Source organism: Shewanella electrica (assembly GCF_022321485.1).
Lineage (GTDB): Bacteria > Pseudomonadota > Gammaproteobacteria > Enterobacterales > Shewanellaceae > Shewanella > Shewanella electrica.
Genome location: NZ_JAKOGG010000017.1, coordinates 1 through 11,656, shown reverse-complemented (window position 1 = coordinate 11,656; position 11,656 = coordinate 1). Strand labels below are relative to the sequence as shown.

Annotated in this window: 15 protein-coding genes; 8 read left to right on the top strand and 7 right to left on the bottom strand. The window is 51.0% G+C overall.

Annotated features, from left to right (window positions below):
- Positions 1-10: 10 nt before the first annotated feature.
- Genes trkA through def form a run of 4 tightly spaced genes read right to left on the bottom strand, consistent with a single transcriptional unit; the run spans position 11 to position 4,226 of the window.
- Positions 11-1,420 (bottom strand): Trk system potassium transporter TrkA, encoded by a 1,410-nt coding sequence (gene trkA / locus L9G74_RS17065; protein WP_238897886.1) that lies wholly within the window; start codon positions 1,418-1,420, stop codon positions 11-13.
- A 14-nt stretch (positions 1,421-1,434) separates the two neighbouring features.
- Positions 1,435-2,724: a 16S rRNA (cytosine(967)-C(5))-methyltransferase RsmB gene (gene rsmB / locus L9G74_RS17060; RefSeq protein WP_238897885.1), complete on the bottom strand. Its 1,290-nt coding sequence runs from the start codon at positions 2,722-2,724 to the stop codon at positions 1,435-1,437.
- Positions 2,721-3,689 (bottom strand): methionyl-tRNA formyltransferase, encoded by a 969-nt coding sequence (fmt, locus tag L9G74_RS17055; protein WP_238897884.1) that lies wholly within the window; start codon positions 3,687-3,689, stop codon positions 2,721-2,723. Before fmt ends, rsmB begins: the two co-directional genes overlap by 4 nt.
- 24 nt (positions 3,690-3,713) lie before the next feature.
- Positions 3,714-4,226: a peptide deformylase gene (def, locus tag L9G74_RS17050; RefSeq protein WP_238897882.1), complete on the bottom strand. Its 513-nt coding sequence runs from the start codon at positions 4,224-4,226 to the stop codon at positions 3,714-3,716.
- A 128-nt stretch (positions 4,227-4,354) separates the two neighbouring features.
- Between def and L9G74_RS17045 the strand changes: the two genes are divergently transcribed.
- The 6 genes from L9G74_RS17045 (at position 4,355) to hemF (ending at position 9,245) form a co-directional block, all read left to right on the top strand.
- On the top strand, positions 4,355-5,449 hold the full coding sequence (locus L9G74_RS17045) for a LysM peptidoglycan-binding domain-containing protein (RefSeq protein ID WP_238897881.1): 1,095 nt from the start codon (positions 4,355-4,357) through the stop codon (positions 5,447-5,449).
- Entirely contained in the window at positions 5,446-6,546 is a 1,101-nt protein-coding gene (dprA, locus tag L9G74_RS17040; protein ID WP_500142659.1) for a DNA-processing protein DprA, read from the top strand. The genes L9G74_RS17045 and dprA overlap by 4 nt, the downstream gene beginning before the upstream one ends.
- A gap of 2 nt (positions 6,547-6,548) precedes the next feature.
- Positions 6,549-7,022, top strand: a complete 474-nt coding sequence (locus L9G74_RS17035) for a DUF494 family protein (protein WP_238897880.1) — start codon at positions 6,549-6,551, stop codon at positions 7,020-7,022.
- Positions 7,023-7,102: 80 nt separating this feature from the next.
- Positions 7,103-7,666 carry a DNA topoisomerase family protein gene (locus tag L9G74_RS17030; protein WP_238897878.1) on the top strand — a complete coding sequence of 188 codons (564 nt, stop codon included), beginning with the start codon at positions 7,103-7,105 and terminating at the stop codon, positions 7,664-7,666.
- 88 nt (positions 7,667-7,754) lie between these two features.
- Entirely contained in the window at positions 7,755-8,318 is a 564-nt protein-coding gene (tsaC, locus tag L9G74_RS17025; protein WP_238897875.1) for an L-threonylcarbamoyladenylate synthase type 1 TsaC, read from the top strand.
- 15 nt (positions 8,319-8,333) lie between these two features.
- Positions 8,334-9,245, top strand: coding sequence for an oxygen-dependent coproporphyrinogen oxidase (gene hemF / locus L9G74_RS17020; protein WP_238897873.1), 912 nt, complete (start codon positions 8,334-8,336; stop codon positions 9,243-9,245).
- Positions 9,246-9,274: 29 nt separating this feature from the next.
- Here the strand turns inward: hemF and L9G74_RS17015 are convergent, their stop codons facing one another.
- Positions 9,275-9,706 (bottom strand): group II truncated hemoglobin, encoded by a 432-nt coding sequence (locus tag L9G74_RS17015; protein WP_238897871.1) that lies wholly within the window; start codon positions 9,704-9,706, stop codon positions 9,275-9,277.
- Positions 9,707-9,833: 127 nt separating this feature from the next.
- On the opposite strand from L9G74_RS17015, the gene aroE reads away from it, so the two are divergent.
- Both aroE and L9G74_RS17005 read left to right on the top strand, forming a co-directional pair.
- A complete protein-coding gene (gene aroE, locus L9G74_RS17010) occupies positions 9,834-10,655 on the top strand; it encodes a shikimate dehydrogenase (RefSeq protein ID WP_238897870.1) in 822 nt (273 codons plus the stop codon).
- Positions 10,652-10,912, top strand: coding sequence for a DUF1488 family protein (locus L9G74_RS17005; protein WP_238897868.1), 261 nt, complete (start codon positions 10,652-10,654; stop codon positions 10,910-10,912). The genes aroE and L9G74_RS17005 overlap by 4 nt, the downstream gene beginning before the upstream one ends.
- 16 nt (positions 10,913-10,928) lie before the next feature.
- On the opposite strand, the gene L9G74_RS17000 is transcribed toward L9G74_RS17005, so the two are convergent.
- Complete coding sequence (locus L9G74_RS17000) at positions 10,929-11,468, bottom strand: gamma carbonic anhydrase family protein (protein ID WP_238897867.1); 540 nt, start codon at positions 11,466-11,468, stop codon at positions 10,929-10,931.
- A partial coding sequence (locus tag L9G74_RS16995; protein ID WP_238897864.1) for a hypothetical protein occupies positions 11,443-11,656 on the bottom strand: 214 nt, incomplete at its 5' end. The genes L9G74_RS17000 and L9G74_RS16995, both read right to left, overlap by 26 nt.

Genomic DNA, 11,656 nt, shown 5'->3' with positions numbered 1-11,656 from the left:
GCAAGACTACCTAGAAGAAGAACGCGCTCGGTTGGAATAATTTCTCAACTTCGCCGATGAACTTCTTGTTCACCAAGAATAGGATCACGTGGTCGCCTTGCTCGATCACTGTGCGGTCATGCGCCATCAACACCTCTTCATTACGCACAATCGCACCAATGGTGGTGCCCGGTGGTAATTTGATGTCGCCAACCTGACGGCCAACCACCTTGCTAGTGCCGGGATCGCCATGAGCAATCGCTTCAATGGCTTCGGCGGCGCCACGACGCAACGAGTACACGTTACAGATGTCGCCCTGACGAATGTGGGTTAGCAGCGCGGAAATGGTGGCTTGCTGCGGCGAGATAGCAATATCGATATTGGCTTCTTGCACAATATCAACGTAGGCTTCGCGTTGGATCAGCACCATCACTTTTTTAGCGCCTAGGCGTTTAGCCAGCAGCGCTGACATGATGTTGGCTTCATCATCGTTGGTTACTGCAATAAACACGTCGGTTTGGTCGATGTGTTCTTCTTGCAGCAATTCTTGGTCTGACGCATCACCGCAGAATACCGTGGTGTTTTCTAACGCTTCTGAGAGAGCCTCGGCACGCTCGGCACGATGCTCAATCAGCTTGACCGAGTGATTACGTTCCAGCTTTTTGGCCAACCCTTGGCCGATGTTACCGCCACCGGCGATCATGATATTGCGGTAGGAGTTATCGAGCTTCTGCATTTCACTCATTACCGCGCGAATATGACGACTATCGGCCACAAAGAACACTTCATCATCGGCTTCGATGATGGTGGTACCACGTGGCATGATGGCGCGACCTTGACGGAAGATAGCGGCCACCCGGGTATCAATATTTGGCATGTGCTCGCGCAATGCGGCCAGAGCATTACCCACTAACGGGCCACCGTAGTAAGCCCTAACCGCCACCAAGCTGACCTTGCCATCGGCAAAGTCTAACACCTGTAAAGCGCCGGGATATTCGATGAGTCGCTGTATGTAAGTAATCACTAACTGCTCTGGCGCGATCAGCTCATCTATCACAAAACCGCCACGCAGTTTCGCTTCGGAATTTTTGGTCTCGCTGTCGATAAACAGCTTGTCCTGCATGTTCAAATATTGCTCAGAACGGATGCGAGCAATCTTGGTTGGGGTGCCAAATAGGGTGTAGGCGATCTGACAAGCTGACATATTGCATTCGTCGCTATTGGTCACCGCCACCAACATGTCGGCATCTTCTGCACCGGCATCTCGCAGCACACCTGGGTGGGCGCCATGACCGACCACCACCCGTAAATCAAACTTATCTTGCAGGGCGCGCAAGCGGTTGCGGTCATAGTCAACGATGGTGATATCGTTGTTTTCCCCTACTAAGTTTTCAGCAAGGGTGCCTCCAACCTGACCGGCACCAAGGATGATGATTTTCATGCCTTGAATAGCTCCTAAGCGATAGCTTTGACCAATTTGGCGTAGTAAAACCCGTCCATATTGTCTTGTCCGGGCAGGATTTGCCACCCTGTTGCGTGGTTTTCTTTAGAAGCTGTGATGGTCTCTAAAGCCGCATCGGGAGTGCGTGCGAGGAAAGCCTCTATTTGTTGGCTGTTTTCATCTGGCAAAATAGAGCAGGTGGCATAGAGCATGGTGCCGCCGGGTTTGAGCCATTGCCAGCAGTGATCAAGAATCTGCGCCTGCAACTGTTGCAGAGCGTCGATATCGGCCGCTTTACGGAGCCACTTAATATCGGGGTGGCGGCGGATCACGCCTGTTGCCGAGCAGGGCGCATCCAACAAAATCCGGTCGAACTTATCGCCGTGCCAACTGGCATCAATATTGGCCGCATCGGCACACAGGATAGTGGCCTCAAGCTGCAAACGTTGGCAATTCTCGCTAACACGTTCGAGTCGTTTAGCATCATTGTCCAGTGCCACCAAACGAATGTTGGCAGATTCGAGAATATGGCAGCTTTTCCCTCCGGGCGCCGCGCAGGCGTCGAGGATCAGTTCGCCATCTTGAGCATTCAGCAGCGTTGCCGCCCATTGCGCCGCTTGGTCCTGCACTGACACGCTGCCGTCGGCAAAACGTGGTAGCGCGGTCACATCGGTGGGGGCTTCAAGCAGAATAGCATCGGCGGTAAGGCCGGCACTGGCTTCGATCTCTGCGGCTGCCAACTGCGCTAAAAACGCTGCGCGACTTTGCTGCCGTTGGTTGTTACGCAGCCACATTGGTGGACGTTGTTGGCTTTGCTCGATAACTTGCTCCCAGCTATCGGGATAGGCCGCTTTGAGCTTTTTCACCAACCAGCCGGGGAAACAGTATTTCAGCGTGTCATTACTGGTATCCAGCGGCGTTTCATCACGTTGAATATTACGCAGCACGCCATTGATCACTTTTACTAGACCTTCATGGCCGAGTTGGCGACATGCCTCAGCGGTTTCTGAAATAGCCGCGTGCGCCGGAATACGAGTGAAATACAGCTGATAACAACCAATTAGCAGCAGGTGATGCAGCAAACGTTGCTTGTTTTTAAATGGCTTTTGCAAGCGTTGGCTAACGCAGTTATCCAACTGTGGCAGCACGCGCATCACGCCATAGCTCAGTTCGGCGAGCAATGCTCGGTCTTTGCCGTTGGCAAGCTGTGCTTGATGCTGTGGCAATACGTTGGATAACGAGGCGCCGTTTTCCAACACCTGAAACACCACTTGTGCCGCAAGTGCACGAATATTTAGCTTCATTGCGCACCATCCGCTGTGGCGCTGCTGAGCACGGTGCCTTCTGCAAACCATTCGCCGCGGGCGTTGAGGATATCTGCTACTGGCATGGCTTTTTTGCCCGGCAGTTGCATCTCTGTGATCACCAGTTGCCCTGCGCCCGTGGCAATGGTCAGCCCTTGTTTATTGGCGCTAACAATGGTGCCCGCTGGCAGGTTCACGCTGTCGGCCAGCGGTTGCGCTTGCCAGACCTTAATGTTTTGCTCGTTCAGCGTGAAATAACTGACTGGCCATGGATTAAAGGCGCGGATTTCACGCGACAGCGCCAGCGCTGGTTTATGCCAGTCGAGCAACGCTTCCTCTTTGGAGAGCTTCTCAGCGTAAGTCGCTAAGTTATCATCCTGTGGTTCGGCTGTGAGTGTGCCCGCTGCTAGACCCGTTAAAGCTTCTACTAAGGATTGTGGTCCCAGCTCAGCCAACTTGTTATATAAGGTGGCTGAAGTATCGCTGTCTGCAATCGGCAGTTTGCTGATTAACAACATGTCGCCGGTGTCGAGCCCGGCATTCATCTGCATGATAGTGACGCCAGTTTCGGCATCGCCCGCCCATAATGCGCGCTGGATTGGCGCGGCGCCGCGCCATTTTGGCAGGATGGATCCATGCACATTGATACAACCGAGTTTCGGTGTATCCAACACCACTTGTGGCAGAATCAAGCCATAGGCCACCACCACCATGATATCGGCATCTAATGCTGCCAGTTCTTGCTGAGCCGTGGCATCGCGCAGTGTTTTAGGTTGGTACACCGGCAGTTGCTGCTGTTCAGCCAATACCTTTACTGGGCTTGGCGTCAGTTTATGACCACGTCCAGCTGGGCGGTCGGGTTGGGTATAGACTGCCACCACTTGGTGATGGCTATCGATAAGTGCTTGCAGGTGTTTGGCGGCAAAGTCGGGCGTACCGGCGAAGATGATTTTCAGCGAGTTCAAAATGGTGTCCTGAATGAGTGCAAATTAACGGCTTTTAGCATCTTGGCGCGCAGATTTTTCGAGCTTCTGCTTGATACGTTGGCGTTTTAGTGGCGACAGATAATCGACAAACAATTTGCCCTGCAAGTGATCCATTTCGTGCTGAATACAGATGGCGAATAGCTCATCCGCTTCTACAGTGAACTCTTTACCATGGCGGTCGAGCGCCTTAACGGTGACGAATTCACAACGGTCAACTTTGGCGTAAACGCCCGGTACCGATAGACAGCCTTCTTCATTACAAAAGTCGCCGCTTTTGCTGATGATCTCCGGGTTGATAAACACTTTAGGACGATCTACGTCGTCCTGTAGGTCCATCACGATCAACTGCTGATGAAAATCGACTTGGGTGGCAGCCAAACCAATGCCTTTTTCCTGATACATGGTTTCGAACATATCGTCGATCTGCGTTTGCAGCGCTGGCCCGAAATCGGTCACCGGTTCGGCGACGGTTCTAAGTCTTTCATCTGGATAACGTAGTACGGTTAACAAGGTCATATATAACTCTTAACAATCGTGCTAAAACCAAGTGACTTGGTTATACTCTTTGGTGCTAATGCCATAATTTTAATCGTTCGTGGCTATCAATAACAGAAAAAGCTCGTTTTTCCTAATATGCCAACTACATGGATGGGCCCATGAAAAGGTTTACTTTACTTGCGTTGCTTGCCGTTTGCTGCGGTGGAACACATGCAGATGAACTGACATTAAAGGCCGGTCACCCCGACGCGTATGTGGTAAAAAAAGGGGACACTTTGTGGGATATCTCGGGAGTGTTCCTAAAAGACCCGTGGCGCTGGCCCCATCTATGGCAAGCTAACCCACAGGTTGCTAACCCGCATCTTATCTATCCCGGTGATCGACTCACATTAGTTTTCATTGATGGTCAGCCACGATTGGTGAGCAAACGCTTTGTTAAAAGTAGCCCAAGTGGACAAATTAGTGCGAAATCAAACGCGATTCCCGCCATCGATTTAGCACTTATCGAGCCTTATTTGGTGCAGAACCGCGTGGTTGATGCCGAGTGGCTGGAACAGCAACCCAAAGTGCTCGGTGGTGAAAATCCGTCGTATCATCACGTAGAAGGCGATGTTATCTATGTACAAGGCCAAGTGGCACAGGGCACTAAACTGGCGTTTTACGCCCCCGGTCGTAAGTTTAAAGATCCCGACACTGGCGATCATCTAGGGCAAGAAATTATCTTGTCGGCCACTGGGCGAGTGATTGAATCGGGCGATATATCGCGGGTGCAACTGCTGAAGAGTTTCCAAGAAACCAAAGTGGGTTATCGCGTGTTATCTGTTGAAGATGACGCCTTCATGCCAGCCTACTTTATGCCGACGGCGGGCGAGGTGGCTGATGCCAAGCTGTTAGCGGCGCACGGCAATATTCGCGAAATGGGCAAGCTCGATGTGGCCTACATCGACCGTGGCTCACAAGCTGGAGTGCAAGCTGGGCAGGTGTATACCGTGTATCAGCCGGGTGTTAAAGTGGTGATGAACCGTGAGGGTAATCCGGTGGTTGCGGCTGAACAATCCGCTTACGAAAAAATCAAAGCATCGTTTGGTGATGAGATGCAGTTACCAGATCTGTATCGCGGCCAGATGATGATTTTTAAAGTGTTTGATAAAACCGCATTGGGCTTGATCCTTGTCGACCAACGTCCGATGCGAGTTGGCGATAAGTTGTTTACGCCAGACGTATTGTTGCAGGGAGAGTGACGCAAGATTCTTTAGTCGACTGGTTAATTGTCAGTGCAGTATCCGGGCTTGGCTCGCAACGGATTAGACAATTGCTCACGCACATGGATGTGCAGACGTTACGACAGCGGTTACAGCACGAACCTGAAACCTTGTCGCATAAGCTGCAGGCATCCCATTTTGTTGCTGCTCAACAAAAGTTAGATACCGCACTGACTTGGCAAGCCATGGCCGATGATCATGTGATTGTCACCCCCGATTCTTCTTTTTATCCACCACTGTTACATGAGATTGATGACGCGCCGACGGTATTGTTCTGCAAAGGCGATGTGCAAAGCTTATTGCGGCCAGCCATTGCGATTGTCGGTAGCCGTGATGCTAGCCGTAACGGGTTGCAGCAGGCGTATGATTTTGCTTCTCAGCTTGCGGCGGCAGGCCTAACCATTGTCAGCGGTATGGCCGCGGGCATTGATGGCGCAGCGCACCAAGGCTGTTTAGCGGCTGGTGGTAACACCTTAGGGATATTAGGAACGGGCGTAGAGCAGATATATCCGCGGCGCCATAAGCAACTGTTTATAGATGTTCGGCAACAGGGCTGTTTGGTCAGTGAGTTCTGGCCTGATGTTAAGCCCTTCGCCGGTAACTTCCCTAAACGCAACCGCATCATTAGTGGCATCGCGCTGGGCACGTTACTCATCGAGGCGCGGCGCAAAAGTGGCTCGTTGATTACTGCGCGCCTTGCCAGTGAACAGGGGCGTGAGGTATTTGCTATTCCCGGCAATGTGTTAGCCGGTGATCATCAAGGCTGTCACGATTTAATCAAAAATGGGGCGAAACTTGTCGAGGATTTGGCCGATATAATAGAAGAGCTGCCGCCTTTATTGCAGGCGCACCTTGAATCATTGGCAATTGAACCCCATTTAGCCAATCAAGACAGCTCCGAGTTGCCATTTAGTAGACTGTTAGCTAGTGTAGGTTATGAGACCACTGCACTGGATGTCGTGGTTGAACACAGTGGGATAACGTTGGATCTGGTGTTGGAACAGTTGTTAGAACTTGAACTGCAAGGTTGGGTTGCAGCTGTACCTGGTGGTTACGTTAGACTTAAGAGGAGCTAGCCATGTTCGATATCCTCATGTATCTGTTTGAAAACTATGTTCATAGTGAAGTAGAACTCATGGTCGATGAAGATGAATTGACCAAAGAACTTACCCGTGCTGGTTTCCATCAGTCTGAAATTCTTAAAGCGTTGAGTTGGCTTGAACGTCTCGCTGCATTGCAGGAGAGCGAATCGCCGTATCTTGCGGCCAGCAACAAACACTCGTTCCGTATCTATACCGCGGATGAGATGGATAAGCTGGACGTTGAGTGCCGTGGTTTTCTGTTCTTCCTCGAACAGATCAATGTATTGAGCTTTGAAACCCGTGAAATGGTGATTGACCGTGTCATGGAACTCGAAGAATCCGCATTGGTACTGGAAGACCTGAAATGGGTGATCCTGATGGTGCTGTTTAATGCGCCGGGCAATGAGTCGGCTTACGCCCAGATGGAAGATTTGATCTTTGAGCAGCCGGATGGTCGGCTACACTCATAAGATATCGAAGAAGAGGCGTTGAGCCTCTTTTTTATTGCCTGTGGTATCATGCGCCACAATTAAGATAGGTAAGGCGAGTTATGGCCAAGATAGATCAACAGCTGTTTAATGCGAAAGCCCATGCATTAGAGAAAGAATATGAACTCTGCCCCCAATGTGGTGCGGAGCTGACGATTCGTCACAGTAAACATGGGAGTTTTCTTGGCTGTTGTAACTATCCAGAGTGCGATTATCGCCGTCCGTTAGTACAGCATGAATCCATCGAATCACAACCTATCCCCGGTTCCGAGTGCCCGGACTGTGGCGCTGAGTTGGCGGTAAAATCGGGACGTTTTGGTATCTTTATTGGTTGTAGTCGTTACCCTGAATGCCGCCATATCGAAAAACATACGCAAGAGTCGCCAGAGCAGCAGGTGAGTTGTCCGCAATGTAAAACTGGCCACCTCGAATCTAAAACCAACCGCTTTGGTAAAACCTTCTACGCCTGTAGTGATTATCCGCAGTGTCGCTTCTTGGTGAACTATCCACCACATGCCGAGACGTGCCCGGAGTGTGGCTTCGGTATTTTGGTCGAGCGGAAAACGGCCGCAGGTAAACGGCTTGAGTGCCCCAGCAAAAGCTGTAGCTACAAACGTCCGCTGTGATCTTGCTCAAGTTTTTCTGGTCTGTCATAGCCACTGCGTTATAATTCCGCCACTTTATGATTAACCATCTCATCGTTAAGGATTGAGCATGTTGCAGATAGCTGCGACCGACGTCGCAAAGCTGTTGGCTGATGGCGGCGTCATCGCCTATCCCACTGAAGCGGTTTACGGTCTTGGCTGTGATCCAGACAATCTCACCGCGGTTCAACGTATTCTCGATATTAAACATCGCCCTTGGGAAAAGGGGCTGATCATGGTGGCCGACAGTTTTGAGCAACTGCGCCCTTATCTGGAGCTGGCTGACATCGGCGAAGCTCAGCTCGCCCATGCGCAGCAGTATTGGCCCGGGCCGTTCACCTTTATTTTTCCGGCCAAGGCTAGCTTATCCACGTTAGTGCGTGGGCAATTTGATACTGTGGCGGTACGCGTATCGGCGCATCCCGTTGTTAAAGCACTCTGTCAGGCAGCGGGAAAACCGTTGATTTCAACCAGCGCTAACCCAGCAGGTGAAGACCCAGCGCTTGATGCCGCTACCATTAAGCAGATGTTTACTGGCGAGATTGATGCGCTGGTGGTGGGCGAGTTAGGCGAACAACGCCAGCCTTCGACCATTATTGACATTCGCACTGGTAAAGTGCTGCGTCAGGGATAACCAACAGGAGTACACATGGCACCGGATTCCAGTGCAGTTAAAGCGTTCTTGATGCAGTTGCAGAACAACATCTGCCAAGCGCTAGAACAACTCGATGGCTCAGCAACATTTGCAGAAGATAGCTGGCAGCGTGAACAAGGCGGCGGTGGTCGCAGTCGTGTACTCACGCAAGGTGCGGTGTTTGAGCAGGCGGGGGTGAACTTCAGCCATGTGACTGGCGAACAGATGCCTGCATCAGCAACGGCGCATCGTCCTGAACTGGCTGGCCGCAGCTTTGAAGCGATGGGCGTGTCTCTGGTGATCCATCCGCTGAATCCCTATGTGCCAACAACCCATGCCAACGTGCGTTTCTTTATTGCCCGCAAAGAAGGCGCTGATCCGGTATGGTGGTTTGGCGGTGGTTTTGACTTAACGCCGTACTATCCATTCCTTGAAGACGTAAAAGCATGGCATCAACACGCGAAAGAGTTGTGTGATCCATTTGGTAGCGATGTCTATGCCACTTATAAAAAGTGGTGTGATGAATACTTCTTCCTGCCACATCGTAATGAAACCCGCGGCGTGGGTGGATTGTTCTTTGATGATCTCAATGACGGTGGCTTTGAACGCTGCTTTGATTTTATGCAGGCGGTGGGCAACGGCTTTATTGATGGCTATCGGCCGATTGTCGAGCGCCGTAAAGATACCGCCTATGGCGAGCGCGAGCGCGAGTTTCAGTTGTATCGCCGTGGCCGGTATGTGGAATTTAACTTGGTGTATGACCGCGGCACGTTATTTGGTTTGCAAACTGGCGGCCGCACCGAATCCATTCTGATGTCGATGCCGCCACTGGTGCGCTGGCAATATGGTTTCACGCCGGAAGCGGGTTCAGCAGAAGCTGAGCTGTATGAGCATTTCCTCAACCCACAAGATTGGTTAGCTGTGTAGTCAAACTAACCAATCTGCGTGATTAAACTTTATTGATTACGCATATGGTCAGCCAGCTGGCTGATTGCTTGATAAATAACGCGGCGATGTTCCGCGTTTTTTATTGTTCCTTCCAGTGCGGCACGCATGCACAACAACCACTGGTCTCGCATATTGTCATCAATGGCAAAATTCAGATGCCGCGCTCGCAGCATGGGGGCTCCGCGGCGTTGGGTAAACAGTTGCGGGCCGCCGAGCCAGCCGCTCAAAAACTCAAACAGTTTTTGTTCTGACTCATCCAATGCTGGTGGGTGGATGGCTAATAACTCTTGGGTTTCTGGCCGTGTGCGCATCTCGTGATAAAACCGCTGCGCAATTTGGCGAATAGTGGCTTCACCGCCGATTAAATCGTAGGCGTTGGATTGAGTAGGATCGCGCTCCGGCATCGGCTTCTTCCCTAACAGTCTTTTGATAAAATTCATAAAACCTTGAGTGTAGTTGCTGGCGCGGCCATTATAGCCAGCAAATCTTATTATGCAGTATGGATGATTGCTGCATATGCGTTGGCCAATTACACTGGCCGTATTCACTTGATGGCTGTTACCTCCTATGACCGATAACTATGTGGTGATGGGCAATCCTATTGCTCATAGCAAATCTCCCGAGATCCATCGCGCCTTTGCCGCACAAACCCAGCAAGCTCTGAACTATCAAACGTTACTGGTGCCGCTAGAGGCGTTTGCAGATACGGCCAAGCAATTTTTTGCCGCAGCGCAGGCCAAGGGCGCCAATGTCACCGTCCCGTTTAAAGAGCAAGCTTTTGCATTATGTGACGAGCTGAGTGAGCGGGCGCAACTGGCGGGCGCGGTGAATACTTTAATTAAATTAGATAACGGCAAGCTGCGTGGTGATAACACCGATGGCTTAGGTCTGGTGAGTGACCTACAAGCCCATGTTGATTTACACGGCGCAAAAGTTTTGTTGCTCGGTGCTGGTGGGGCGGCCAAAGGCTGCTTACTACCACTATTAGAGGCGGGGGTAGCCAGTATTGATATCTTTAACCGCACCTATGCCAAAGCACAACAACTGGCGGCTGTTGCCCCTGCCACCTGCCAAGCGTGTGAGTCAGAGTCATTAGCGCAAGGCTATGATGTAGTGATCAACTCCACTTCCGCCAGCCTCAACGGGCAACTGCCTGATGTCCCCGGCAGCATCATCGCGGCGCATACTCTTTGTTATGACATGATGTATGGCAAAGAGATCACAGCATTCAACCAATGGGCGCAAGCGCAGGGCGCAAAACAGGTCATCGATGGTTTAGGCATGTTAGTGGGGCAGGCGGCACATAGCTTTAACTTGTGGCGTGGCGTGTTGCCCGCCGTTACACCAGTACTACAGCAACTTAGACAACAACTCGAGCAACAGTCATGAATCAACAACTGCTTTTTAATGATGACGCCCAAGCCGAGCCAAAGCGCCAAGCGGTAATCTGCTCGGCGATGGATGGCGGTATGCGTATCCATTGTGTTATTACGGTGAGTTATCTCGCCCAGCTCGGCGCGAAGGTTGATGATGTGTCCGAGTGGCTCGCTGCTTATGAAGACTATCGCTTCGATATTGAAGATCAACTCGAAGCGATGATTGCTCAAGAAGCATTTAACGCGGCAGGTGAAGTCGAACTGAGCTAGTACGACTTCATCGTCATTACCGTTCTGCTAGATAGTCGTTCTTCAACCGCACATAGTTGTCAGAAGACTTAGGTAAAAAGGCTAGCTCGCTATCCCGTAATGGTCGAGCTTGCTTGGCCGGATTGCCTACATAGAGAAAGCCGCTTTCGAGTCGCTTACCGGGCGGTACCACCGAGCCAGCACCAACAATCACATTATCTTCTACGACTACGCCATCTAATATTACCGAGCCCATGCCCACCAAAACGAAGTTGCCAATTTGGCAGCCGTGCAGCATGGCCTTATGTCCGACAGTTACATCATCACCAATAATCAATGGATGACCTTCAGGATTGGCTTCGCTGCGACGGGTCACATGCAAGACGGTGCCATCTTGAATGCTGGTACGTTTACCAATGCTGATATAGTTAACATCACCCCGCGCGGCCACCATTGGCCAAACGCTGGCATCATCACCAATACGAATGTCGCCAATCAGCACTGCTGCCTCGTCTATATACACATTTTTGCCTATTGTTGGCGTCATTCCTTTATAAGCTCGCAGGTTCTGATTCATTAAAAAGCGCTCCTTTGTTGTTGTTTTGCGCATTATATGGCGAAAAATAAACTACTTGGCTCAAATAGTCAGCAAACAAGCTAAAAATGACAAAAAAGCTTAAAAACCCCCTTGCGGAGTTTTTTAAGGTCCCTATAATGCGCACCCACTGACACGGCAAAGCGCGAAAGCAAAGGTCGTAGAGGTAG

Excerpts from the sequence above, each read along its gene's own strand:
- trkA (WP_238897886.1), bottom strand. The coding sequence starts at position 1,420 with ATGAAAATCATCATCCTTGGTGCCGGTCAGGTTGGAGGCACCCTTGCT.
- rsmB (WP_238897885.1), bottom strand. The coding sequence starts at position 2,724 with ATGAAGCTAAATATTCGTGCACTTGCGGCACAAGTGGTGTTTCAGGTG.
- def (WP_238897882.1), bottom strand. The coding sequence starts at position 4,226 with ATGACCTTGTTAACCGTACTACGTTATCCAGATGAAAGACTTAGAACC.
- L9G74_RS17045 (WP_238897881.1), top strand. The coding sequence starts at position 4,355 with ATGGATGGGCCCATGAAAAGGTTTACTTTACTTGCGTTGCTTGCCGTT.
- L9G74_RS17035 (WP_238897880.1), top strand. The coding sequence starts at position 6,549 with ATGTTCGATATCCTCATGTATCTGTTTGAAAACTATGTTCATAGTGAA.
- L9G74_RS17030 (WP_238897878.1), top strand. The coding sequence starts at position 7,103 with ATGGCCAAGATAGATCAACAGCTGTTTAATGCGAAAGCCCATGCATTA.
- tsaC (WP_238897875.1), top strand. The coding sequence starts at position 7,755 with ATGTTGCAGATAGCTGCGACCGACGTCGCAAAGCTGTTGGCTGATGGC.
- hemF (WP_238897873.1), top strand. The coding sequence starts at position 8,334 with ATGGCACCGGATTCCAGTGCAGTTAAAGCGTTCTTGATGCAGTTGCAG.
- L9G74_RS17015 (WP_238897871.1), bottom strand. The coding sequence starts at position 9,706 with ATGAATTTTATCAAAAGACTGTTAGGGAAGAAGCCGATGCCGGAGCGC.
- aroE (WP_238897870.1), top strand. The coding sequence starts at position 9,834 with ATGACCGATAACTATGTGGTGATGGGCAATCCTATTGCTCATAGCAAA.
- L9G74_RS17005 (WP_238897868.1), top strand. The coding sequence starts at position 10,652 with ATGAATCAACAACTGCTTTTTAATGATGACGCCCAAGCCGAGCCAAAG.
- L9G74_RS17000 (WP_238897867.1), bottom strand. The coding sequence starts at position 11,468 with ATGAATCAGAACCTGCGAGCTTATAAAGGAATGACGCCAACAATAGGC.